General features: G+C 67.4%; 17 protein-coding genes. 10 read left to right on the top strand and 7 right to left on the bottom strand.

Annotated elements, in window-relative coordinates; genetic code table 11:
* Positions 1-626 precede the first annotated feature (626 nt).
* Complete coding sequence (locus OG474_RS42670) at positions 627-1,286, bottom strand: fasciclin domain-containing protein (protein WP_405059386.1); 660 nt, start codon at positions 1,284-1,286, stop codon at positions 627-629.
* A gap of 172 nt (positions 1,287-1,458) precedes the next feature.
* On the opposite strand from OG474_RS42670, the gene OG474_RS42665 reads away from it, so the two are divergent.
* The 7 genes from OG474_RS42665 (at position 1,459) to OG474_RS42635 (ending at position 11,729) form a co-directional block, all read left to right on the top strand.
* Complete coding sequence (locus OG474_RS42665; protein ID WP_405059385.1) at positions 1,459-3,219, top strand: cytochrome c biogenesis protein CcdA; 1,761 nt, start codon at positions 1,459-1,461, stop codon at positions 3,217-3,219.
* A gap of 11 nt (positions 3,220-3,230) precedes the next feature.
* Positions 3,231-3,563 carry a thioredoxin gene (gene trxA / locus OG474_RS42660; RefSeq protein ID WP_405059384.1) on the top strand — a complete coding sequence of 111 codons (333 nt, stop codon included), beginning with the start codon at positions 3,231-3,233 and terminating at the stop codon, positions 3,561-3,563.
* A 1,138-nt stretch (positions 3,564-4,701) separates the two neighbouring features.
* The gene (locus tag OG474_RS42655) at positions 4,702-8,577 is read left to right on the top strand and encodes a Pls/PosA family non-ribosomal peptide synthetase (protein WP_405059383.1); all 3,876 of its coding nucleotides are present in this window, start codon (positions 4,702-4,704) and stop codon (positions 8,575-8,577) included.
* A 42-nt stretch (positions 8,578-8,619) separates the two neighbouring features.
* The gene (locus OG474_RS42650; RefSeq protein ID WP_405059382.1) at positions 8,620-8,937 is read left to right on the top strand and encodes a nitroreductase family protein; all 318 of its coding nucleotides are present in this window, start codon (positions 8,620-8,622) and stop codon (positions 8,935-8,937) included.
* Entirely contained in the window at positions 8,841-9,200 is a 360-nt protein-coding gene (locus tag OG474_RS42645) for a hypothetical protein (RefSeq protein WP_405064693.1), read from the top strand. Before OG474_RS42650 ends, OG474_RS42645 begins: the two co-directional genes overlap by 97 nt.
* Positions 9,197-10,210, top strand: a complete 1,014-nt coding sequence (locus OG474_RS42640) for an aldo/keto reductase (protein ID WP_405059381.1) — start codon at positions 9,197-9,199, stop codon at positions 10,208-10,210. The genes OG474_RS42645 and OG474_RS42640 overlap by 4 nt, the downstream gene beginning before the upstream one ends.
* A gap of 28 nt (positions 10,211-10,238) precedes the next feature.
* Positions 10,239-11,729: a carboxylesterase/lipase family protein gene (locus tag OG474_RS42635; protein ID WP_405059380.1), complete on the top strand. Its 1,491-nt coding sequence runs from the start codon at positions 10,239-10,241 to the stop codon at positions 11,727-11,729.
* Between the two features lie 1,149 nt (positions 11,730-12,878).
* Here the strand turns inward: OG474_RS42635 and OG474_RS42630 are convergent.
* Complete coding sequence (locus OG474_RS42630) at positions 12,879-14,642, bottom strand: DUF222 domain-containing protein (protein ID WP_405059379.1); 1,764 nt, start codon at positions 14,640-14,642, stop codon at positions 12,879-12,881.
* A gap of 2,220 nt (positions 14,643-16,862) precedes the next feature.
* Between OG474_RS42630 and OG474_RS42625 the strand changes: the two genes are divergently transcribed.
* Positions 16,863-17,753: an NmrA family NAD(P)-binding protein gene (locus OG474_RS42625; protein WP_405059378.1), complete on the top strand. Its 891-nt coding sequence runs from the start codon at positions 16,863-16,865 to the stop codon at positions 17,751-17,753.
* On the opposite strand, the gene OG474_RS42620 is transcribed toward OG474_RS42625, so the two are convergent.
* Positions 17,750-18,565 (bottom strand): helix-turn-helix transcriptional regulator, encoded by an 816-nt coding sequence (locus OG474_RS42620; protein WP_405059377.1) that lies wholly within the window; start codon positions 18,563-18,565, stop codon positions 17,750-17,752. The genes OG474_RS42625 and OG474_RS42620 overlap by 4 nt on opposite strands.
* 95 nt (positions 18,566-18,660) lie before the next feature.
* Between OG474_RS42620 and OG474_RS42615 the strand changes: the two genes are divergently transcribed.
* Entirely contained in the window at positions 18,661-19,443 is a 783-nt protein-coding gene (locus OG474_RS42615) for an SDR family NAD(P)-dependent oxidoreductase (RefSeq protein WP_405059376.1), read from the top strand.
* Here OG474_RS42615 and OG474_RS42610 read toward each other — a convergent pair.
* The 4 genes from OG474_RS42610 to OG474_RS42595 all read right to left on the bottom strand — a co-directional run bounded on the left by OG474_RS42610 (position 19,434) and on the right by OG474_RS42595 (position 24,629).
* Positions 19,434-20,789, bottom strand: coding sequence for an acetyl-CoA carboxylase biotin carboxylase subunit family protein (locus OG474_RS42610; protein ID WP_405059375.1), 1,356 nt, complete (start codon positions 20,787-20,789; stop codon positions 19,434-19,436). The two genes, OG474_RS42615 and OG474_RS42610, sit on opposite strands and share 10 nt — an antisense overlap.
* On the bottom strand, positions 20,786-22,000 hold the full coding sequence (locus tag OG474_RS42605; protein WP_405059374.1) for an MFS transporter: 1,215 nt from the start codon (positions 21,998-22,000) through the stop codon (positions 20,786-20,788). Before OG474_RS42605 ends, OG474_RS42610 begins: the two co-directional genes overlap by 4 nt.
* Complete coding sequence (locus OG474_RS42600; RefSeq protein ID WP_405059373.1) at positions 21,997-23,961, bottom strand: PEP/pyruvate-binding domain-containing protein; 1,965 nt, start codon at positions 23,959-23,961, stop codon at positions 21,997-21,999. The genes OG474_RS42605 and OG474_RS42600 overlap by 4 nt, the downstream gene beginning before the upstream one ends.
* Positions 23,962-24,041: 80 nt before the next feature.
* Positions 24,042-24,629 carry a TetR/AcrR family transcriptional regulator gene (locus OG474_RS42595; protein ID WP_405059372.1) on the bottom strand — a complete coding sequence of 196 codons (588 nt, stop codon included), beginning with the start codon at positions 24,627-24,629 and terminating at the stop codon, positions 24,042-24,044.
* Positions 24,630-24,719: 90 nt separating this feature from the next.
* On the opposite strand from OG474_RS42595, the gene OG474_RS42590 reads away from it, so the two are divergent.
* A complete protein-coding gene (locus OG474_RS42590; RefSeq protein ID WP_405059371.1) occupies positions 24,720-25,160 on the top strand; it encodes an OsmC family protein in 441 nt (146 codons plus the stop codon).
* The last annotated feature ends 1 nt before the right edge of the window (position 25,161 follow it).

Below are 25,161 nucleotides of genomic sequence, written 5' to 3'. Positions count from 1 at the left end.
TGGTTCCGAAGAGCCAGAGTTCACCGCTGCCGACCGGAACGATGGCCAGGCCTGGACTCTCGCGGACCAGCATCTGCAGGAGGCTGCGGCTTGCTCAGAACACGCCGGTCGCCGTCCGGCTGACGATCTCCACCCGATCGGAGACCTGCAGCCGGTACCCCCTCCTTCGCGGCGACTGGCGTGTCCTTCAGTCGGCCGGACCCGCCGGTCCACTGCTTGCAAGGACGGCACTACCGGCGGGGCCGCGGAGGGGGTTGCGATGACGCTCCAGCAGGTGTCGTCACCGCGGCAGCGGGCCCCGGAACGCACCAAGGCGCGGACGCAGGACAACCGGATCCACAACCGATCGCTGGTGCTCGCGACGCTTTACCACCAGGGGCCGATGACCCGGTCCGAGCTCACACGCGCCTCCGGGCTGACCGCGCCGACGATCTCGGCGCTGGTTGATCAACCGCTACAGCGGTCTCGCGCTCAGCCTGAGCGGGTCGTCCGGGTCGACTGCGCCGCAACAGTCCTGGGGTGCGGCCAAGGATGCCCAGCTGCTGACCATCACCTGAACCGAAGCGGCGCCACCGAGTCGTGTCAGCTCGGTGGCGCCGCGTCAGTGATACCCGTCGACCGGATCGTCAGGCGGCCGGGGGCATCAGGACCGTGTCGATCAGGTAGACGGTCGCGTTGGCGGTCTTGACGCCGCCGCAGATGACGTTGGCGTTGTTGACCTTGAGGCTCTGGCCCGAGCCGGTGACGTCGACTTCCTGCTTCTCGACCGTCATCTGCTTGCCGACGACCGCGGTGGGGTCGAGCTGGCCGGCGACGACGTGGTAGGTCAGGATCTTGCTGAGCAGGGCGTCGTCGGTCTTGAGGGTCTCGATGGTCTTGGCGTCGATCTTCTTGAAGGCGTCGTCGACGGGTGCGAAGACGGTGAACTGGCCGCCGTTGAGGGTCGAGACCAGGTTGACCTTCGGGTTGAGCTTGCCGGAGACGGCCGCGACCAGGGTGGTCAGCAGCGGGTTGCCGGCGGCGGCGTTGGCGACCGGTACGGCGGCCATGCCGTCGACCGAGCCCGCACCGGTGGGGTTGGCCTTGGCGTAGGCCTCGCAGCCCGGGCCGACGAGGCCGGAGGCGTTGTTCATCGAGGGCTCGCTCGACGGCGCGCTGCTCGGTGCCGAGGTCGGCGTCGAGGCGGCCGGGGTGTCGGCCTTGTCGTCACTGCCGCAGGCGGCGGTGACGAACAGCAAGGAGAGGGCTGCGGCCGCGATACCGATGCGGGCGATGTTCTTGGACATGAGGGAACTCTCTTTCGAAGTCATGGTCTTGGAAGGCGGCCGACACCGGTAGTTCGGGGCTGCTCAGGGGGCGGATGGGTCGGATCGGGAAAAGATTGCGGACCCATCCGGGGCGGGCGGCAGGTTCGAAGAGCTGCTGTCCTGTTCGGCTTTCCGTCCTTGGAGATTCCTGATGCTCACACTGGCCTTCATCGGATTGGTAGGCGGTCTGATTACCGGGGTCTCACCCTGTGTCCTGCCGATGCTTCCGATCATCTTCTTCGCCGGCACTGCCGGTCAGAAGGAACCTGTTGCTCGTAAGGCCTCCGAGGCCGGCGGTGATGTGCTGGTCGAAGAGGTTGAGGTCGCGAAGCCGCGTCGTGATTTCCGGCCGTTGAAGATCATCGGTGGGATCGTGGTGAGCTTTAGTCTGTTCACGCTGACCGGTTCGGTGATTCTGTCGGCGCTGGGTCTGCCGGATAGCTTCTTGCGGTGGGGTGGGCTGACGATTCTGACGCTGGTCGGGCTCGGTCTGATCTTTCCGGCGTTGGGTCATTGGATCGAGAAGCCGTTCTATCGGTTGCCGAAGATCAACAAGAACAACAACGGTGCGTTCGTGCTGGGTTTGGGCTTGGGCACGCTGTATGTCCCGTGCGCGGGGCCGGTCCTGGCTGCTATCACGGTGGCTGGTGCGACGGGCAATGTTGGTTGGCGGACCGTCGTACTGACTGTGTCGTTCGCGATCGGTGCTGCGCTGCCGTTGCTGATCTTTGCTTCGGCCGGTTCGCGGATCTCGCAGCGGGTGAAGGCGTACCGCGATCATCAGAAGGGTTTCCGGGTCGGCGGGGGGATCGTGATGATCCTGCTGGCGATCGCGCTGGCTTTCAATATCACTGACGTGATTCAGCGGTCGCTTCCGTCGTATACGAGTGGTCTTGAGAAGAAGGTTGCGGAGAACAAGACGGTGCAGGGTGTGCTCGCTCCGGCGTTGGGTCAGGGTGGGCAGGAGTTGGTGAAGTGCACGCCGGGTGCGGCCGAGCTGGCGATGTGTGGTGCGGCGCCGGAGTTCACGGGTACGCAGAAGTGGTTCAACACTCCGGGCGGTCAGGCGGCGTCGATCGCCGAGCTGAAGGGCAAGGTTGTCCTGGTGGATTTCTGGGCGTATTCGTGTATTAACTGCCAGCGGGCGACGCCGCATCTGCTGGCCTGGGACAAGGCGTACAAGTCGCTTGGGCTGGAGATCGTCGGGATTCACTCGCCGGAGTTCGCGTTCGAGAAGAGCGCTGGGAACGTCGAGGCGGCCATCCGTAAGGAAGGCATCAGCTACCCGGTTGGTCAGGACAACAATCTGGCTACGTGGACGGAGTACCGCAATCAGTACTGGCCGGCGAAGTACCTGGTCGATGCCGGTGGCACCGTTCGGTCGATCAAGTTCGGCGAGGGCAGTTACGACCAGACCGAGAATCAGATCCGTCAGCTTTTGAAGGCCGCGAACCCGAACGTCCAGCTCCCGGCTCCGGTCGACGGCACCGTGAAGGCCGACTCGATCGGCGCCGACGGAACCACCCCTGAGACCTACCTGGGCTACTCCCGCGCGGCCAACCTGAACGGCTCGGGCAAGCTCACCCCGAACAAGACTGTTGCCTTCGGCCTCAACCCCGAGCAGCCCGCTGACACCTTCAGCCTCGGCGGTAACTGGGCTGTCGGAACTCAGAGTGTCACGTCGACCAAGGGTTCCCAGAGCCGGCTGAACTTCAACGCCGCCAAGGTCTTCCACGTCCTGTCCGGTGAAGGCACCGTCACCGTTTCGATCCCCGGTGTACCCGACAAGACCATCAAGGTCTCCGGCACCCCGAACGCCTACCAGCTGGTCGACCTCCCCGCCCAGCAACGCAAAACCATGACCGTCACCTACAGCCCCGGCCTCACCGCCTTCACCTACAGCTTCGGCTGAGGAGTCACCTCATGAGCAACCACCTGAGCGCAGTTACCGACGCGGACTTCGACAGCGTCGTACTGCAGAGCGACAAACCCGTCATCGTCGACTTCTGGGCCGAATGGTGCGGCCCCTGCAAGCAGGTCACGCCGATCCTGGAGGCGCTGGCCGCCGAGCACGGCGACCAGCTCACCTTCGTCAAACTCAACATCGACGAGAACCCCGCAACACCCGGCCGGTACGGCGTGATCAGCATCCCGACCATCAACGTCTACGTGAACGGCGAACTCGCCAAGTCCATCGTCGGCGCGAAGCCGAAGGCCGCCCTCCTCAAAGACCTCCAGCAGTTCGCCACCCTCTGAGCCAACGTCCGAAGAACCGCAGCACGTGGTCGGCGTGTCTTCGGACGTTGTGGTGTTGGGGCTATCCGGTACGGCGGGGGGTGCGCTCGGATGCGGCCGGAGCGGTCGCTCGTGGTTGCTCGCCGCTGCGGCCGGCTGGCAAAGGCGGGGTGGTGGGGTCGCGAGGTCGCCGTCGGTGTTCGGTCGCGGTGGGCTGGGGGCTTTGCCTGGGCAGGAACTCCGCCTTCCCGAATGCGCTCGTCCGATCCCGCCGCTCGGATTCGGCCGGTGGGGTGGGCGGTGGCTGGTCGCCGCTGCGGCCGGTTTTACTGAGACGGGTGGCTGGGCGGGTCTGTGGCTGGGCCGGATGGCGGGGCCGGGGGCCGCGTGCCCGTCGCTTGGGGCTGACGGGCTGTGGTTGCTCCCGACGGCGAGGAGGCCTGGTAGCTGGCCCGTCGCGGTGGTTGCTCCCGACGATCAGGAGGCCTGTCAGCTGACCCGCCGCCGCGGTCGACCACTGCGGTTCGAGTTGTCTGCCTCGGCTGCGGAAATTTGGCTGGATATCCGTTCAAGTTGGCCCTTCTCTGCTCAAATATTGAGGGGAGAACCAGCAACTTGCGGGGAGATCCCCTCGTTTTCCGGGACCGCAACCGAAGCCCGGAAGCTCAAACGACCGGCACGCGGTCACCGGCCTCGCCATCCCCCTTAGCCCCAGGCGACGCCCGCTTAGCGCTTCAGTAAATCGGCCGCCGCGGCGGCCAGCCACCGGGTACGTGTCCGGCCTGTCCGGTGCGGCACGAATCGGGGGCACAGCTCTCTTTGCGGGGATCTGCTGCCCAGTGGCAATGAGGTTCCACAAAGGCGCGCAGAACCGAGGTCGGCCGGTGATTCGCGGCGCGCGCGATGGCCCGGCCGCGGTACAGGGGGCGAACTGCTCCGCCGTTGCAGGTTTGCGGGGTTCTACTGTCACCCAGCGGCAGTAGATCCCCGCGGATCGGGCGAAACGCGCGGTGGGTCGAATAGTTTTCAGTTCTTTCTCGTGGGGCGAAAGTTCGGCGAAAGGGTTTCTGGCAAAACTCTGTGAAAAACGATCGTTTGCTTCTCCTCCGCGTTCTGGTGGATACGTTGTTAGGGACACTGACAACGCGAGGAGTCCGTCGTGAGCGTATCGACAGAAATCCCTTCTATAGCACATGATTCAGCGATCTATCGGTCGGCCGAACCTCCGCAGGAGCGGACGCTGGTGGATATCTTAAGCGCATCTTATAAAAGCCGTCCGCGGGCACCGGCAATCGACGATGGCGAGGTTGTGCTTGATTATGAGGCGCTGATGCGGCGGGTTAGTGAGATGGGTCGGCTGCTGCGATCCGGGGGGATCGGGGCCGGTGACCGGGTCGGCATTCGGATTCCGTCTGGGACGGCGGAATTGTATGTTTCTATTCTGGCGGTGCTCGCGGTTGGCGCCGCCTACGTTCCGGTTGACGCGGATGATCCGGATGATCGGGCCGAGCTTGTCTGGGCGGAGGCGCGGGTTTGCGCGGTGCTTCAGGCTGGGGGTGCGCTGACCTGGCGACCGGACGTTCCGCCGATCGGGACGCGGTACTCACCCACTCCGGACGACGATGCCTGGATCATCTTCACGTCGGGCTCGACCGGTCGGCCCAAGGGAGTCGCCGTACGCCATGGGGCTGCCGCCGCCTTCGTGGACGCGGAGGCTCGGCTGTTTCTGCGTGAGCAACCGCTGGGTCCGTCCGACCGTGTTCTGGGCGGGCTCTCCGTCGCGTTCGATGCTTCGTGTGAGGAGATGTGGCTGGCGTGGCGCCATGGTGCTTGCCTGGTGCCCGCACCTCGCGCGCTGGTCCGGAGTGGGTCCGACCTGGGGCAATGGCTGCAGGATCGCCGGATCACCGTTGTCTCGACTGTGCCGACGCTCGCGGCGCTCTGGCCGGAGGAGACCTTGAGCGATGTCCGGCTGGTGATCCTCGGGGGAGAGGCGACCGGCCCTGAGTTGGTGGCCAAGCTGGACAGGCCGGGGCGGGAGGTCTGGAACACTTATGGCCCGACCGAGGCGACCGTGGTGGCCAGCGCGGCGTTGCTCCAGGCAACTGAACCGGTCCGGATCGGTCTCCCGCTGGACGGCTGGGAGTTGGCCGTGGTCGACGACCACGGGGATCCGGTCGGCTGGGGCGAGGTTGGTGAACTGATCATCGGCGGGGTCGGGCTGGCCCGCTATCTCGACCCCGTGCAGGACGCGAGGGCCTTTGCGCCCTGTCCGGCGCTCGGTTGGGAGCGTGGTTACCGCAGTGGCGATCAGGTCCGGGCAGAGCCTGAAGGGCTGGTCTTCGTCGGCCGCGCGGACGATCAGATCAAGATCGGCGGCCGGCGGATCGAACTCGGCGAGGTCGAGGCCGCGCTGCTCGCCCTGGACGACGTTCAGGCGGCAACTGCCGCCGTACAGCGCACTCCGGCTGGCAGCCAGGTCCTGGTCGGCTACCTCGTGGTTGCCGACGAGTTCCAGGCGGCCGACGCTAGAGATGAGTTGAGCCGACGGCTGCCCGCTTCGCTTGTGCCCACCCTGACGACCCTGCCGACCTTGCCCACCCGCACCTCCGGCAAAGTCGATCGTACGGCGTTGCCGTGGCCGCTGCCCGACGACGACAATCAGGATCTCGACGAGACAGCCGGCTTCGTGGCGGGTCACTGGAAGCAGGTGCTCGGCAGCTCACCCGCACTCGATGCGGACTTCTTCGCTTCGGGCGGTACGAGTCTGGCCGCGGCACAACTGGTGTCCGGGCTGCGCAGCCGGTACCCCGAGGTGTCCGTCGCCGATGCGTATCGATATCCGACACTGCGAGCGCTCGCTGATCGGTTGAACGTCCTGAGTCCGAGCGACCCGAGCATCCGCGCCACCCGCCGTACGCCGAGGCTGTTCGGTGTCTTCCAATCAGTCATCACCGTTCTGCTGTTCGCGTTCGTCGGCCTGCGCTGGACGGCCGGCGTCTTCACAGTCGCTGCCCTCTACGGTCAATTCGCCGGCAGTACGACGGTGTCCTGGCAAACCTGGACCATGGTCGGACTGGCCTGGCTGCTCTTGTTCACGGTCCCCGGCCGGGTGGCACTCGTGGCTGGCGGAGCGAGGCTCCTCACCGCAGGACTACGTCCGGGCAGCTACCGTCGCGGTGGTTGGGTGCACCTCCGCATCTGGACGGCTGAGCGGTGGGCGACCGCGGTCGGAACCGGAGGAATCGCCGGTACGGCGTGGGCCCGCTGGTACGCCGTTGCCCTGGGATGCACGGTTGGACGCAACGTCGACCTCTACGGCCTCCCGCCCGTCACCGGGCTGGCGCGATTCGGGGACCGGGCAGCCGTGGAACCCGAGGCGGACCTGGCCGGGTGGTGGCTGGAGGGCCAGGAACTACGGGTCGGCGCGATCGACATCGGTCCCAGGGCCCGCGTCGGTGCGCGCACCAGCCTGCTGCCGGGCGCCATCATCGCGGCGGATGCCGAGGTGACGTCAGGCAGTTCGGTAGCGGGCACGATTCCTGCTGGTGAACGATGGGGCGGTTCGCCCGCCCGCCGACTGGATGAGGCCGGCCTGCGGTGGCCCGATGAACCGGCGAGGCGATCGCTCTGGTGGCAGCTCGCCCACAGCCTCACGCCGACAGCAACAGGTCTGATCGCTCTGGTGGCAACGCTTCCTGGCGTGTTGGCTGTTCAGATGCTGCTGAGCAAAGACTCGAGTCTTGGCTCGGTCCTCCTGTCAGGTCTGTGGATCGTGCCGGCCGCGGCCGCCGCATATCTGCTGCTGAACAGCATGCTGACCGCCGCCATGGTGAGATTGGTCAGCCTCGGTATTCGGCCGGGCGTTCACAAGGTGGACAGCAGGGCCGGATGGTGCGCTTCGCTGATCCAAGCCACGATGACGGTGGCGCGCGGCACGTTGTTCCCGCTGTACGCCGGTCTCTTCACACCGGTCTGGCTCCGGATGCTCGGCGCGACGGTGGGACGAAGGGCCGAGGTGTCGACCGTCACCGGCCTGCCGAAGATGATGACGGTGGGCAGCGGCGGGTTCCTCGCCGACGACTCGGTCGTCGCGCCCTATCAGTTGCGAGCCGGCTGGCTCCGGATCGGTCCCGCCGAGGTCGGCCGGCGGGCGTTCGTCGGGAACTCCGCGGAGGTCGAGCCGGGCCGAACGGTCCCCGACCATTCGTTGGTCGGCGTACTGTCCGAGACCCCTGACGGTGCCGGCGTCGGCTCGTCCTGGCTCGGCCGTCCGGCGATGGAGTTGCCGCGCGTCCCCCAAACCGGCCCGGTCGCGCGCACCTTCGAACCATCGCGTCGGCTCGTCCTGGCGCGAGCCGCGGTGGAGGCGTGCCGATTCGTCCCGGTGCTGCTGACGACCGCACTGGCGATCTTGGTCTATGTCGCGCTGTCGACCCTGAGCCAGCGGTACGGCGTTCTGCTCGCCGGGCTCGCGAGTCCCGCGGTGCTGTTGGCCGCGGCGGGCATGGGCGTGCTGCTGGCCGTGACCGCGAAATGGCTGCTGATGGGTAGGTTCCGCACCGATGAGCACTCGCTGTGGACGACGTTCGTCTGGCGCAACGAGCTGTCCGACGTCTTCGTGGAGGAGCTGGTGATCCGCTGGGCCGGGCTGGCCGTCGGGAGCCCGCTGTTCAACCAGGTACTGCGGCTCATGGGTGCGCGGATCGGCCGCGGCGTCTCCTGCGAAACGCGCTGGCTCCCGGAACCCGATCTCGTCACCCTGGAAGACGGAGCCGTGGTGAACCGAGGCTGCGTCCTTCAGACCCACCTGTTCCACGACCGCATCCTGCGCCTCGGCCCGGTCCACCTCGGCGCCGGAGCGACCCTTGGCCCGCACAGCATCATCCTGTTCGACGCAGCGCTCGAAGAGGGCTGCACAGTCGGCGCCAACTCCCTGGTGATGCGCGGCGAAAGCCTCCCGGCCAACACCCGCTGGATCGGCAGCCCCGTGGAACCTGTCGTCGACCAGGACGTGAGACGTGCCGTCGCCTGACGAATTGTCTCCTAAATTAGTGCACAACTGAGGAGGACTTTCGTGAGTGTGTCTGCGTCTGTATCCGTGGAAGGGTCGTACCGGTTGCGGTACGGCGGCCAGGTGGCGGGGGAGCCGCCGGCCGAGTGGACCGAGGTGCTGGCGCAGCAGTTGGCGCATCGGTCGGTACGACGCTATCGGCCGGATGACGAGGTGTCGGAGGAGACGTTGTTCGCGCTGATCGCGGCCGCGCAATCGGCGCCCACCTCGGGCAATCTGCAACTGTGGGCACGGTGTTCGTCGGTGCCATCCGCAACAAACCGCTCGAGGTCGCCGCAGAGCTCGGCCTGCCGCCCAACGTGTTCCCGGTCTTCGGGCTGACGGTCGGTCACCCGGACCGCGTCGACGAGACGGCGGTCAAGCCCCGGCTGCCGCAGGACGCCGTACTGCATCGTGAGCAGTATTCGCACAACCCCACACACCTCGAAACGTATGAGGACGTGCTGAACGGCTTCTATGCCTCTGCCGGTCTTCCACAAGGCTGGGCGCAACGGGTGGCGCACCGGTTCGGCAGTGTGGCGGGCCTCAAAGGACGTGAGCATCTTCGGGCTGCGCTGCTCGATCGGGGGTTCCAGCTGCGATGAGCACCTATACCGCTTCGTCGGCGCGCTACGAGACGCTGGACTATCGCCGTACGGGGGAGTCGGGGTTGAGGCTGCCGGCGTTCTCGTTCGGGTTGTGGCAGAAGTTCGGGACGGACTACTCGTATGCGACGCAGCGCGAGATCCTCCTGCATGCTTTCGATCTGGGGATTACGCACTTCGACAATGCCGATCGCTACGGACCGCCGCATCGGGCGGCCCAGGAGACCTTCGGCCGCCTGCTCGCCACGGACCTGGCGCCGTACCGGGATGAGCTGATCTTGGCGACGAAGGCGGGGAACCGGATCGGGCCGGGCCCGTATCAGTACGGCGGCACGCGGAAGTCGTTGCTGACCTCGCTCGACCAGAGCCTGCGGGACCTGGGCACCGACTATGTGGACATCTTCTACCACCACCGTCCCGACCTGGAGACACCGCTGGAGGAGACCGTCGGCGCATTGGTCAGCGCGGTCGAGCAGGGCAAGACGCTGTATGTCGGCATCAGCAACTACGAGCCGGATCGCGCCGAAGCTGCGGCTCAGCTGCTGCGTGCTGCTGGAGTTCCGCTGCTTGTCGATCAGAGCCGTTACTCGATCTACGACCGTCGCCCCGAGACCGACGGTCTACTCGAATCCGCCGAGCGCAACGGCTTCGGCGTCATCGTTTACAGCCCGCTCGCCCAAGGACTGCTCACCGACAAGTATCTGAACAGCATTCCGGAGGGCGCACGCGCGCAGAACAGTACGTTCCTTTCGCCCGATGTCATCGACGACACCTACCGGCGCCGTACCGCGGAGCTGAACAAGCTGGCCGAATCCCGTGGCCAGTCACTCGCCCAGCTCGCCTTGCAGTGGGTGCTTCGCCGTCCGGAGGTCACCTCGGCGCTGATCGGCGCGAGTTCGACGGCGCAGCTCGACCACAACCTGCAGGCGCTGACCTTCCCGCCGTTGACCTCCGAGGAGCTCGCGCTCATCGACACACATGGAGTCCACGGCACGGGCCTCAACCTGTAACCGGCGCCGCGATGCCAGACTGGGCGCCATGAGTGATCCCGTGGTGCGTACGCCGGCAGGCCCGGTCCTCGGTGAAGCTTTCGAGCACGGCACGGTCTTTCGAGCCGTCCCGTACGCCGCTCCGCCGGTTGGCGAACTGAGATTCCAGCCACCGGCAGGAGTCGCACCGTGGACCGAGATCCGGGACGCGCGGCAGGTCGGAGCCACGGCGCCGCAAAGCGCGGAGTCCTCGGAGCTGCTGCCGAACGTGATGATTGCCGGTGACGACTATCTGCACGTGAACGTCTGGACGCCGGATGTCAGCGGGTCGGCGCCGGTCGTGGTGTTCATTCATGGTGGCGCGTTCGTGACGGGCTCGAACGCGCTCAGTGGATACGACGGCTCGACCTTCGCCCGTGACGGCGTGGTGTTCGTATCGGTCAACTACCGGCTGGGGGCCGACGGCTTCCTCTGGTACGGCGACGGCGTGGCGAACCTCGGTCTGCTCGACCAGGTCGCGGCGCTGACCTGGGTCCGCGACTCGATCGCCGCGTTCGGCGGTGATCCGGAATCCGTCACGGTGATGGGCGAGTCGGCCGGCGCGATGAGCGTGGGGGCGCTGATGACGATGCCGGCCGCGCAGGGCCTGTTCCATCGCGCGATCATGGAGTCGGGCGCCGGCCACCACTCGATCTCACCGGCCGGGGCGCTGAAGGTCGGCAAGCGGCTCGCCTCGGCGCTGGGTGTCGCCGCGACCCGGGACGCGGTGGCGGCCGCAGATCTGGGTGAGCTGATCGCGGCGCAGACCAAGGTCTCCGCGCAGCTGGGGAAGTCGCCGTTCCGGCGCACTTGGGGTGACGTGGCAACGAACCTGATGCCGTTCGAACCGGTGATCGATGGGGAAGTGCTTCCCCAGTTACCGATCCGGGCGATCGAGAACGGCGCCGGCCGCGAGATCGACGTACTGGTCGGCTACAACACCCAGGAGGGCCGGCTGTTCTTCGCCGAACTGCCTGACCGCGGCCTGAAGACGCGCCTCGTGACCTTGGTGATCTCAAGGCTCTTCGGCCTCGGTCGCAAGGACCGCGCGGCCTATCGCAGCTGGGCAGCCAACGACTACGAGACCTTGGTCGCGCTGCTGACCGACGCCGTCTACCGCATCCCCGCCCTCAACCTCGCCGAGGCCCACGGCCGCGCGCACGTCTATCGCTTCAGCTGGGAGTCCCCGGCCCTCAACGGCCGACTGGGTGCAAGCCACGCCATGGAACTGCCCTACGTCTTCGACAACCTGGCCGACCCCAACTGGAAAGCCCTACTAGGCGGCCCCGGCTCCCAATCCATCGCCACCCAGATGCACGCCGCCTGGATTGAGTTCGCCAAGACCGGCACCCCCGGCTGGCCCCGTACACGTCCGGACGCCTCGAGATGGAGTTCGGCAACCGCACCACCCTCCAAACCGACATCCACCCACCCAGCCGAACCCTCTGGTCCGGCCGCCGTTAACCCCGCCCACGTCGCATCCGGCCGCCCGAAGAACTGATCCGCAAACTCCCTCAAGCCACCACCGTCGACGCGCGAGGAGAGGTCGGTCGCCGGCCTCGCCATCCTGCCCAGCCACAGACCGCCCGAGCCACACGTCTTTCAGCTAACCGGCCGCAGCGGCGAGCAATCATCGCGTACGCCGTCGGCCGGATCCGCGCGGTCGGACGGTGGTACTGCCTTCCGGCCCGGTATTGGTGGGCCGCGGAGTCAGCGGCAGCAACCACCGCGACGGATCACCTAGCAGGCCTAGCCGTCGGAAGTAGCCACCGCGACGGATCAGCTACCAAGGCTCCTGATCGTTGGGAGCAACCACAGCCCGTCGGCCTCAGGCGACGTGAGGCGCGGACACCCGCCCAGCCACAGATGACCCGAGCCACACGTCTTTCAGCTAACCGGCCGCAGCGGCGAACACCACCGGGTACGCCGTTCGGCCGCAGCCCACCAGTGCGAATCGGCGCTGTGCGGAGTCCGCTGCCACGGAAAGACGGTTGCGGAGGGGGAGGGTCGCTATCTGGCAGCCAACATCCGTGAACCTGCGACCGCCCGCCCATGGCGTCTCTGTGGGGATCTGCTGCCGCTGGGTGGCAGTAGATCCCCGCAAAGTCGCTCTTGCGCTCGGTTGCGATGCGGCCGGACGGCGTACGCGGTGGTTGCTCGCCGCTGCGGCCGATTGAACGGCCAGGGTGGCTGGCCTTTGTCTATGGCTGAGGGGGATGGCGAGGTCGGCGGCCACAGGTGCACGCTGTCTGAGCTTCCGGGCTTCGGTTGCCGTGCGGAGACGAGGGATCCCCTAACGGCTGCATCCCCAGCGAACCAGACGCCGACCGAGCGTGGATACTCCATCGCCTTCTGACCACAGAGGGACGATTTGGTTCCGCGCCGATCAGCGGACGGCCGCCTGGGGCTGACCGTCGGCCGGGCGGCGACATCGAGGGGTGCCCGCCCGCCGGGAGCCGCGTGGGCCAACTGCAGCCGGCTTGCGGTGGAGGATGGCGAGGCGTTCCTGGATACGCGGCACGCGGCCGCTAACCCCAGATCGCGTGGGCGCGCGGCTGAGCCGGCGCTGTGGTTCGTGATTCACGAGCGCCGGCTGCCGTTCCGAGTCGGGTGGTGACGGTCGGAGCCGCGAGCCACCAGCGGTCGGGGTCTACGGTCCTGCTGCTGGGGTGTCGTCGGTGCCCCAGGGGTCGGTGTAGCCGGGTGCATGCGAGAGAAGGTGGGCGCGGAAGGCTTCGCGCTCCGCGACCAGTGCGGGGCTGGGGTGGATGCTGTCGGCGGGGAGCCGGGTCGGCTGTTCGCATGTCGGGTTGCTCCCGGCATCGCCCCAGCTGAACCGATTCCCGCTGACCTCGCCCACGTCGACACGATCCCTGCTGGCACGAGCCGTGCTGGACTCGCCGACACCGCCGACACCGCGATCATCGCCCGCGCTGGTACGAGCCACGCGCTCATCGCCCGCACTAGCCCTGGCCTCGTCGGCATGAATCTCGCTGTCACCGCCGATGCCCGGACCTGCTCTGCCGGTACTGGCCCTACCGTCGCTGTCCCCACCGGCGTTGGCGCCGCTCGCGGTGCTGTCGGCCTCGGTGTCGGTGTTGTGGGCAGGGGTGACCCACGCGGCCATGGCAGCAAGGTCCGCAGGGGTGGGTGGTGGTGGGTCTGCCCAGGGCGGGCGACCGACGTGGACGACGCCTGCGGTGATGGTGATGGTCCATTGGTTCTTGTGGACCGCGCGGTGGTGGGCGGAACACACCAGGGCGAGGTTGTGCAGGCTGGTGGGGCCGCCGTCGACCCAGTGGATGACGTGGTGGGCATGGCACATCCACGGTGGCGCTTTACACACCACACAGCCTTTGTCTCGTTTGTTCAACGCCCGCCGGATGTAGCGGTTCACGAACCGTTGTTCGGTGCCGACATCCAGCGGCTGCGAATCCCCACCGAGCACGATCGGAAGGATCGCGGCATCGCAGGCGAGGAGCCGGACGGCGCCGGCGGACAGGTTCCCGCCGAACACCAGTTCACCCATCCCACCCGATCCACCCACCGCACCCGATCCATCCATCCCGTCCGTGGCCCCCGAACCGCCATTCGCACTGGCCGCGCTGTTGAAGGCGTCGGGGATGTTGGAGAGGGCGTTTTTGAGGTCGTTGAAGTCGATGGTGACGGTGAGGTGTGGTACGCCGGGGTGGTCGGGGTTGCCTGCTGCTGCATCTGAGATCCCGATCAGCGCGTCGGCTTGGCGTTGTTCCAGGGTGCGTGGGTCGCGTTCGCCGTCGATGGTTTTGTGGGGTTTGGCGAGGGTGTGGATCTGGGTTTTGACTTGTTCCCCGGCGGCGCCGGGCAGGAAACCGGTGATCTTCACCCCGCCCTCAACATCCCGTAGCCGCAGTGAGCGTTGCTTGTGGGCTTCGTCTTCGGCGGGTTCGGGGCCGTCGGTGTCGAGGCGGGCGAGGACGTCGCGGCCGAACTTGGTGAGCTCGCGGGTGTTGGTGTGCTCGGCGGCCTGGATCATTTGGCGTTCGGCGACGTCCAGGACTTCGACCGGGACCGTGGAGGGTGCTTTCTCCAGCGTGGACACGATGACCTTCGCCTGGTCCGGGTTCAGGGTGGCTGGTTCTGTGGGGTTCTGAGGGTCGGGTAGTGCGTCGGCGACGGCGGAGTATTTGGGGAGGTTCTTGGCGAAGGTGAGGTCTTTGCGGACGTCGGTGGGGACGAGGCGGTAGCGCTGCGAGACGAGTTCGGTGGTGTCGCGGGCGCCGAGTTCTTGGGCGGTGCCGATTTCGTCGAGGCGGGCCATGGTTTGCAGTTTCAGGGTTTCGATCAGGGCGGCGGTGGCCATCAGGGTGTCGAGAGTCGACAGCAGTTCGCTGCCGCTCTGCGTGTACACCGGTGGCATCGCCAAGATCTCCATACCCCAAAGCATAGCCATGCCCACCGACAGTTTTCGAGCCCAGAACCCCTTATTTGCAAAGGAAGTGTGGGCTCTTGGTGTGGGCTGATTGCCCGCTCAACTTGCCCACACCTGACCACAGCTAAATTCAGGCGGCGCTGGTCGTGTTGGCCGGAAATCCTTCGTCACTTGGCGCCGAAGAGTTTCCGGCCAGCCGCCACATCACGTACCCAAGCCACCGCCCGTCAGCCTCCAGCTCCAGGCGACGGGATCGCGGTCGCTGGGCTCGCCGTCCGGCTCAGCCATGCGCTCTGCTCGCGGTGCGGTTCAGTTGGCTGGCGTTGGTGGTCGGGCGGGGTGCAGACCGAAAGGTCTCGGCCGGTGTCGTGGGTTGGTGGTTGCTCGCCGCGCCCGGCCGATCTGAAAGACAGCACGGCGGGCCGCCGCGGTGGCTGGGGTGGTTGGCGAGGCCGCGTCGGAGGTTCCGGCCGCTTGCGGCTGACGGGTTTTGGTTGCGGTTCGGCAAGGGGAGGCCGGTGACCAGCTTCTCGTCGCCTGGGCTTCCGGGTTTTGGTTGCGGTTCGGCAAGGGTTGGCCGGTGACCGCGTTCTCCGCTGCCTGTGGCTGGTGGGCTGTGGTTGCGGTGCGGTGCGGTGCGGTAGAGGTCGGTGGTGGGTTTCTGTTGCCTGTGGTTGGCGGGGGCCGGTCGAGACGCTGTACCTGCGGCTGCTCGGTGTGGTCTGTGCTGTGCGGAGGAGTGCAGGGGGCTACTTCAATCGCATACTCGTGCTGTGTGGGGTGCCTGTGCGTTCGCTGGTGGATTTTCTTCACTGGGAGGCTGTTGCAGAATCGGCGTGGCTTTGGTGACTGGAATCCGGTGGCTGGGCGGGGTTGGTGCGGGTTCACGGATGATTGCTGCCGGTATTTGGCAGTAGGTATCCGTGGATCTGTGGCTGGTCGGGGTTTCCACGGGTTTGCGGGGATCTGCTGCCGCTGAGAGGCGGCAGATCCCCGCAAAGAGAGCTGTGGCCCCGATTCGCGCTGCACCGGACAGGCCGGGCACGTGGTCGGTGGCTGGTCGCCGCGGCGGCCGATTTGCTGAAGCGCTAGGCGGGCGTGGTCTGGGGCTGAGGGGGATGGCGAGGCCGGTGACCACGGTTGTGGTTGCTTGAGCTTCCGGGCTATGGCTGGGGTCGGCAGGGTTGCGGTAGTCGGTAAGTTTTGGTCGCTATATAAGAAAAAGTACCGGCTAAAGAACCCGGCTACCCGATCCGCCCAGCAGCAACCCCCGGCGGCGGATCACCTACCCGGCCTCCTCACCGCCAGCCCAGCCACAGCCCGCCAGCCACAAGCGACGGGAACCGCGGTCACCGACCGCACCATCCCCCTCAGCCGAAGACCACCCCAGCCACACTGCTTCAGTCAGTCCGGCCGCAGCGGCGACCAGCCACCGCGTACGCCGCCGGCCGAATCCGAGCGGACGGATGGGACGAGCACCTTCGGGGAGGAGGGGTTCCTGTCCAGGCAAAGCCCTCAGCCACCGCGACCGATCACCTGCCGCGATCTCGCTCCCCGAACCGGTCTGGGGAACAACAGCCGTCAAAACGCAACAGGCACCGGGCACCGGGCACCCAAAATCCACCGGATAGCGCGGCCTCACGAACCCCAGCCCCAGCCGGTAACCCCACGCGACGGTGGACGGCCGCCGGCCCCGCCATCCCCCCAGCCATCCCCTCAGCCATCCGCCCTGCTCGCCGTGCGCTTCAGCCGGCCGCCCTTGGCGGTCGGACGGGGTGCAGACCGAAAGGACTCGGCCACGGACGTGCACTGTGGTTGGTCGCCGCGTCCGGCCGATCTGAAAGACAGCATCGCTGGCCGCCGCAGTGGCTGAGGTGGATGGCGAGGCCAGCGACCAGAGGCGAACGTTGCGTGGGGTTGACGGGCTTGGGTTGCGGTCCGGGAGGGCGGGTGGCGGCGACGATCCTCGTGTTGCTTGGGGGTTGAGGGGTTTGGGTTGCGGTCCGAGACGGCGGGTGGCGACGATCCTCGCGTTGCTTGGGGCTGAGGGGCTTGGGTTGCGGTCCGAGACGGCGGGCGGCGACGACCCTCGCGTTGGACTGGGGTTGGCGGGGCGTGGTTGCGGTGTGGGGACAGGCCGGCGAGATCTCTGGAGGCCTTATTTGTCGGGGATGTGGGGGTGGACTTGCAGTTGACGTTGGCGTCAGGTTTTAGCGTGCGGGTATGACAGATCTAGTACTGGTTACGGGTGCGACTGGGCAGCAGGGTGGGATTGTCGCGCGCAGGCTGCTGGCTGATGGGGTACCGGTTCGGGCGTTGGTACGGCGTGCTGAGGCGGATGCGGCTCGGAGGATTGAAGCGGCGGGGGCGGAGCTGGTTGTTGGTGATCTGAGTGATCGGAGCTCGCTTGGTCCGGCGCTGGAGGGGATTCGGGCGGTGTTCTCGTTGCAGACGCCTGACCTGAACGACTTGGGTTCTGACGTTGAGCGGGTCAATGGGCTGAACCTCGTCCAGGCTGCGCGTGAGGCGGGGGTTGAGCAGTTCGTGCACTCGTCGGTGGCGGGCCTGGGGACGTTCCTTGAGCAGGCTGCTGAGGGGCGTGCTGAGGAGTGGGGAGTTCCGCACTACTGGGACAGCAAGGCGGCGGTGGGGTTGGCGTTGCCGGAGGCTGGGTTCCGGTCGTGGACGGAGTTCCGGCCGGCGTTCTTCACGACGAATCTGGTTCGGCCGTCGATCTGGTTCGAGGACCTGACCGGCGAAACGATCGTCACCACGATCAACGCGGACAAGCCACTCGCGGTGGTTGCTCCAGAGGATATCGGTGCCGCCGTGGCGGCCGCATTCGCAGACCCGGCGCGCTTCCACGAGCAGGTCATCGAACTCGCGAGTGAGCTGTTGTCGTTGCGGGAGATGGCCGCGGCGCTGACGACCGCCAGCGATCCTGCACGGGTGGAGACTGTCACCGCCGAGCAGGGGATCGGCCGCGGGATGTTGCCGCAGCTGATGGACAACCAGCTCGGGATGAACAACCGCGAGAACACCGCGGACCCGGCTGTTGCTACCGGCTTCGGTATCCCGCTCACGTCCTTCGCGACCTGGGCCGCTCAGCGCTAGCTGTGGACGACTGAGAGGAGCTGGAGTTTGTCGGCGTCCGCGGAGCCGGGCTCGGCGGTGTAGACCATGATCCGCAGGTCGTCACCGGCCACCTGCAGGACGTCGCAGTCCAAGGTGATGGCGCCAGCCCGCGGGTGGTCGATGGTCTTGCGGGTGGCCTGGTGCTCGGCCACCACGCCCGAAGACCAGAGCTCGTCGAAGCGGTCCGAGCGGCGGCGGAGGTCGTCGATCAGCGCGTGCAGGTTGGGGTCGTTCGGATAGCGGCCCGCCGTACGGCGAAGGTCCGCGACCTGTAGCTGTTGAAGCAGCCCTAGGGATTCCGGGGTTTGGCGGATTCGGCTCGTCGAGCCCAGGAAGTTGCGCCAGGCAGCGTTCCGTTCGTTGCCTTGCCGCTCGCCCATCAGCTCGACGTACAAGGCGTTGGCGTGCAGCTCGGTCAGCATCGCGTCGAACACGGCGACCGGGGTGTCGCCCAAACGCTCCAGCATCCGTTGCACACCAGGGGAGATGGAGGCCGGGATGCGGTCAGGGCCGGGTACGGCGAGCCCGGCGAGCTGGTAGAGGTGACTGCGCTCGTCGGTGCTGAGCTGGAGGGCGCGGGTCAGCGCCTCGACCACCTGCGCGGAGGGGTTGGCGGCTCGGCCCTGCTCCAGCCGGGTGAGGTAGTCGGCCGAGATGCCGGCCAGTTGGGCGAGCTCCTCGCGACGGAGTCCCGGCGTACGGCGGGCTCCGCTTCCAGGCAGGCCGACGTCTCGGGGCGCGACTGCCGCCCGCCATGTCATGAGTGCCTCGCCGAGGCCTGTCCGTGTCATCGGTTCCAGTATGCACGGGCGCCAGCCTGGCCCTGCGAGTCCTAGGACGGAGAGGCGACTACCTGTCCGAGGACCGCGGGAGCATCGTGAAGGACATGACAATCACGAACAAGCTTGCTCTCGTCACCGGTGCCACCTCCGGCATCGGCGCCGCCTTCGCCGAGCGGCTGGCAGCTGACGGCTACGACCTGATCCTGGTCGGCCGCCGGAAGGAACGCCTCGACGACTTCGCCGCGGCACATCCGGAGGTGTCCGTCACGGCGGTCACCGCGGACCTGTCGACCGATGACGGCATCACCACTGTGGCCGGTCTCGCCGCGACTGAGCCGCTGGATCTGCTGGTCAACAACGCCGGTGTCTCGCACTACATGCCGATGGCCGACCTGCCCGCCGACAAGGCGCGCGAACTGCTCGGCGTGAAGGTACTCGCGCCGACCCTGATCACCCGCGCCGCCGTCGGACCGATGCAGCAGCGCGGTTCCGGCGCGATCATCAACGTCGCCGGGATGATCGCCTTCAGCGGTCCGGCCGGCAAGTCGGTGATGCCACGACGAGCCGTGTACGCCGGAACGCTGGCGCACCTGGTTGCCATGTCGCAGGCGTTGAGCGCCGAACTCGACGGCACCGGCGTCCAGGTGCAGGTCCTGTGCCCGGGAGTGGTCGCGACCGAGTTCCACACCCGGCAGGGGCTGGATCTGAGCGCGATCCCGCGGATGAGCGCGGCCGATGTGGTCACAGCCGGTCTGCGCGGCCTCGAACTCGGTGAGGTCGTGGCCGCGCCCGGAGTGGAAGACATTCACCTACTCGAATCCGTTTTCCAGGCTGACCTGGCGGCATTCGGTGGGCAGAGCACGGAACTGGCGAGCCGCTACCGCTGAACAGCCAGGGCGCTCTCCATGCCGTCGAGGATCGCGCGGCAGTCGCGGAGCAGGGTCGGGGCGTCGTCCGCGGTGAGGAGGAAGACGCCCAGCCAGTTCCGCGATCCGCCGGACGGATCGAATTCAGGGACCTGGGTGCCGTTCGCCAGCATGAATGCCGGCACAGGCTCGACAGTGCTGCCGTCCGAAAGCAAGCTCGCCCAGTCGACCTGCTCCGGATCCCACAGCGGCTGGGTCTGCCACGGCGTACCGTCGGAACTCGCCGGAACCACGGCGACCGAGGCTGCCGCCCGGCCACCCGCGACGAGCATCGCCGGCGGGTAGTCGACGGGCTCGCCGAGCTGCTCGCGGATCAGCATGCCGATCGGGTCCAGGTCGAAGGCGATCTCGACCTGCCGCGTGGTGAGCAGTCCGCCGAAGCGGGCGCCGACCTCGATCACGACCAGCTCGCCGTCCGCCCGCAGCTTCAGTTCGGTGTGCGTACCGCAGGTGTCCAGGCCGAGCGCGTCGACCGCGCGCCGGGAGACGTCCTCGATCCGGCGCTGCAACTCCGCCGGCAGGACGCAGGGCGACGTACTGGCGACCTCGATGTACGGCGGGACCGTCGGCAGCTTGGCGGTGATCGCCAACGGGTGGTAGGTGCCCTTGGCAACGATGCCCTCGACGCTCAGGTAGTCGCCGTACCCGTCCTCGTCGTACCAGCCCTCGGTGGTGCCGTCCATGATCTCCTCGACCAGGCGGTCACCGTCGGTGTTCTGCTCGAACAGCTCGTTCATGCCGACCTGGCCACCGCGCTCCAGCGCCTGCTCGATCTCCGCCCACGCGTCGGCGACCTGGTCCTGCGAGGTCAGCACGAGCTGCGCCACCGAGCCCGCGCCCCAGGCGGGCTTGAGCAGCAGCGGCGGGGTCAGCGCGGCGAGCGCACCGCGAAGGTCGGCCGCCGAATCGACCCGGCGGAACCGGGGGATCGGAACGCCGGCCGCCTGCCAGGCCTGCCGCATCAGTCGCTTGTCCCGAGCCACCCGGATCCCCGGCCCAGCGCCGGACAGGCCGAGCCGGTCCGCTGCATTGGCCACAGCCAGTACGGCGAACTCGGACAGCGTGAACAGTGCATCCGCACCGATCTCCTGCGCGTGCGCGATGATCGCCTCGACCACCGGCTCACCCGGCGTCAGACCTCCGGGGTGCACGGAGATCGACGTACAGCATGGCTCCCAGATCGCTTTGGCTGCCTCTGGCAACGGCGACAGCGCGAGCACGTGCAGCTCGCCGCAGGCCGCGAGGCGCGGGAAGGCGGTCTCGAGCGGGGCGCCACCCTTGACGTAGACGTACAGGATCTTCTTCACGCGAGGCTCTCCTTGGTGGCCGCGCGATCGCGGCTGCGAGTGACGAGTACGGCGAGGGCGACCATCGCCACCGTGACGGCGGCGGCCAGTGCGACCAGGAACTCCGGCATCGCGCCCCGGGCGAGGAACCCGCCCATGATGAACACGACGAGCGCGCAGACGGCCCGGTCGGCGAGGGATTCGATCGACAGCAGGGTCGCGCGGCGGGACGGTTCGGTGATGGCCTGGTTGACCAGCTTGCGCTGCACGGGGAACGCGAGCCCGGAGGCCAGCGAGAACACGGCGAGACAGGCCATCGTGCCGACCAGGCCGAGCGGGATGACCGAGGCCAGCGCGATCGCCATCAGCACGGTCAGCGCCAGTACGACGCGGATCTGGCCGAACCGTGCCAGGACTGCCGACCGTGCCGCTCCGGCGACCTCGAACACGGTGGTGGCAGCCATCAGTACGCCGAACCAGTGCAGCGGAAGGTGCTTCGATTCCAGGATCGGCTGGAACAGGTTCGCCTGGCCGATCCGGACGAGGGTGAACACGGCGATGCCCTGAGCCATCAGCAGCATCAGCCGCTTCGACTTGAGCAACGACCTCAGCGCACCGCCCAGTGCAGGGAGGACCGGATCAGGCGTCGAATGCTCAGAGGTCCCTGGCAACGCAGGGAAGCCCAGCGCGATCACGGCCGCGATCCCACACGTCACCGCGGACAAGACGTACGGGGAAGGTCCCCACCAGGCGGTCAGAAAGCCGGCCGCGGGCAGGCACACGATCCGCCCGATCAGCGTCCAAGCGCGCGCCGAACCTTCGGCACCCTGGTACGACGCCTCGTTCCCGGTCCGCTGCAGATACTCGTACAGGTAGGCACTGCCGGCCCCGGAGAACAGCGAGTGCGCCAGCGCGATCAGCAGGAACTGCGCGAGGAACCCGCCGAACGTCGGCTCCCAGACCGGGATCACGTTGGCGACCACGAGAATGATTGCGCCACCTTGAAGGCAACGCCGATAGTCGAACCGGTCCGCGATCATGCCGGTCGGGATGTCGAACAGGCAGAACGCCAGGTAGAAGATGCTCTGGATGGAGAAGATCTCGGTGTCCGAGAGTCCGGCGGACCGCTGGAACACGTAGAAGACCGGCAACCACCACAGCAGCCCGGCGAACAGCTGGAAAGCGTTGTAGCGACGAATCACCCGCGTCGCATCGGTCGTGCGCGCGGTCACGCGGCGAGCTGGTAGGGCCGGCACTGCAGCAGCACGATCCGGTCACCGTCGACGAGCCACTCGACATCCACCGGTGCGTCGACCGGTCCGTCGGCCCCGGCGAAGTGGGCCTGCAGCAACCGTCCGATCAGCGCGAGCCGTCCGAGCGTGACCTTGGCCTGGTCGTCCACATCGACGCCATCGGTGCCTAGGGCAACCGTTCGGCTGCCGCCCTCCATCGTGTTGTAGAGGTGCTGCAACGGGTCACCGGTACCGGAGACCACGTCGTCGACGGAGTTGCGGGCCAGGTTCAGCAGGACGGAGCGGAAGTCGGCGCGGTCCAGCGGGTTCGTGGTGACCATGACGCCACCGAGCGCGCCGTCGAGCTGCTGCTGGATGACCACACCCATGAAGCAGTCCGACAGCCCGATCCCGGCCTCGTCCCGGAGCAGCACGCCGCGCGTGGTGACGAGCGAGGCCCACACGCGCTGGATCGCATGGACGACGTCCTCGATCGACTCGACCTCGGGGATCGACTCGTAGATCCCGGCGGCCGAGAAGCCGATCAGGTCCTCCGCGTTCGACGAGCTCCGCACCACGACCCGGCCGGCGCCGGTGAGATGCCGCAGTACGGCGTCCTCGATCAGCGTCCGCAGATCCGTGGGCAGCGGGGTGTCGCGGATCAGCGCACCGAGCTCGGCGCACAAGCCGTCGACCTCGCCGCCGAGTGCCAACGCCATCTTCAGCTTGCCGATGGTCTGCTGGATGGCCGGTGACGACTCCAGGAACTGCTGCTGCAACGCGAACGGCAGCGCGACCCCGCGCGGAACGGTCACATACTCCTTGACCATCCGCAGCGCAGCCTGCGACAGCTCACCCGGGTCGATGCTGTCGGCATCGAGGTGCCGGGCCAGGTACTCGAGCAGGTGCGGTCGCGGCGGGCGGGGTGCCGCGTAGAAGCCAAGCCAGTAAGGCGATCCGTCCCGCAGTACGGCGGTCAGCTCGCCCAGATTCGCGGCCTTCGTGCCGAACCGGTGTGCGTCGGTCTGCCGCAGCTCCTCCAACGGCAGAATCTGTGCCGCGGCCAGATCGGGCTTGCCGATGTCCACCTGAGTGATCGCCCACGCCGGACCGGCATCGATCGAGTCCGGCCGGGTCACCTCGCGGACCGAAAGGTTCGCGGGATCCACGGTCACCTCGACCCAGGCGCCGTCCAGCTTCGCGAGGTCCGCGAGTGCGCCGATCTGAATGGCGTTCGGGATACCCCAGCCGGCCGCGAGCACGTTCGTGTGCGACAGGGGAGTGGTGTGCCGGGAATTGATCAGCCCCGAGATCCGCGGGATGTCATCGGGCATCCGGTCCATCACCAGAACGTCGTACCAGCGGACGGACTCGTTCGTCGTCCGGTACTCGTTCTCAGATGTGAATACGCGCAGCCGGCCGGTCGTCGTACCGGGATTGAGCGGCACGTACGGCGCGGTCGAGTACAGCTCGTGCGCGAGGATCCGCGGCACGCCGTCGGCGGCGAAGCCTTCCTGCAGATGGTTGGCGGGCTTCAGCAGAACCGGTACGGCGTCATCCACGAGCTCGCGGACCGTCCGGTAGAAGGTGTGCAGGAGCTCGGCGTTCATCGTGTCGACCTCGACGGTCTCCAGGCTGAAGAACTGACCGCCGTACTCCGCGCGGTCGTGCAGGGCGAGCGTCCCGAGCAGGAAGCGCCGGTCCGCGGCCCGGTAGACCGAGTCGTTGAAGGCATCCAGGTTCCGCGCCAGCTCGGCCCGGGTCATCCCGAGGATCCGCTCGGCGACGTACTGGACGTGCAGCAGGCGATCGGCACCGTCGATCAGGTGAACGGTCCCGGTCTCCTGGTCGAGAACGAGCTTCACGTACGGGTACCCGGCGACGGTGGTCGCGAGGCCGGCGAAGTCGGCCAGAGTCAGGTGGGCATGGGGCAGTGAGGGAATTGTGGGGGCGGTAGACACAACAGATCACAGTAAGGTAAACGCCGTGCCTACGGGTAGTTTTCGTGACGCGCTGTGGCCAGTCTCACCACCTGTAACGTTCAGCGCGCGCTGACGACCGCCGTGATCGCGTTGGTGAGGTTGGCTTCGACGAGGGCCGGGTCGTCGAGGTAGCCGGCGACCAGAGCGCCGTCGCGGAGCATCATGATCTGACCGGCCGCGCTGTCGGCGGCCGCACCGGCGGGGACCCCGAGGCGCTCGGCCAGCGAGCGGAAGTAGTCGGTCCACCATTGGCGCTGCTCGGTGACGAGCCGCCGTACCGGGTGATTGACGTCGGGATACTCGGCGCCGGCGTTGATGAACGGGCAGCCGCGGAAGCCGGGCTGGCAGCTCGAGTTCGCCAGTACGCCGACGACGCCGCGGAGCGCGTCCTGGGTGTCGGGGGTGTCACCGGCCGCGGTGATCGCGGTTCGCTCCCAGTCGGCCTTGCCCTGCAGGTAGGCCAGCACCAGGTCGTCCTTGGTGGGGAAGTGCCGGTAGAAGGTGGCCTTCGTCGTACCGACCCCGGCGATGATCCGGTCGGCGCTGATCGCCCGGATGCCCTCGGCGTAGAACAGCTCGCTGGCGCAGTCGATCAACCGCTCGCGCACCGGGCGCGCGCGTTCGGTCGTGGAGGTGTCGTTGGTCATCACGGCGATTGTCCCATCCCGAGGTTTGACTTCTGCAAGAGTAACTAGTTAGTCTACCTGACATCAGCCCCTGGATCTAAGGAGTCCGAGATGCCCACACGCACCGCACGCACCGCTTGGAACGGCACCCTCCAGGAGGGCTCCGGGCAGGTCGAGCTGACCAGCTCGAAGGTCGGCACCTACGAGGTCTCGTTCCCGAAGCGGGCGGCCGAGGAGGCCAACGGGACGACGAGCCCGGAAGAGCTGATCGCGGCGGCGCACTCGTCCTGCTACGCGATGCAGTTCTCGGCGCTGATCGGCGAGGCCGGCGGTGTCCCGCAGGCCCTCGACGTCAAGGCCGACGTCACGCTCGGCCCGGACCCGGCCGGCGGTTTCAAGCTGACCGGCATCACGCTCACGGTGCGCGTCGAGGTCGACGGCATCGACGCCGACACCTTCGCCAAGCTCGCCGCCGACGCCAAGGCCGGCTGCCCGGTGAGCAAGGCCCTCACCGGTGTCGAGATCACCCTCGACGCCGCTCTCGAGCAGTAAC

Origin of the sequence: Kribbella sp. NBC_01505 (assembly GCF_045040285.1) — a bacterium.
Lineage (GTDB): Bacteria > Actinomycetota > Actinomycetes > Propionibacteriales > Kribbellaceae > Kribbella.
This window is presented reverse-complemented; position numbering and strand designations above follow the sequence as displayed.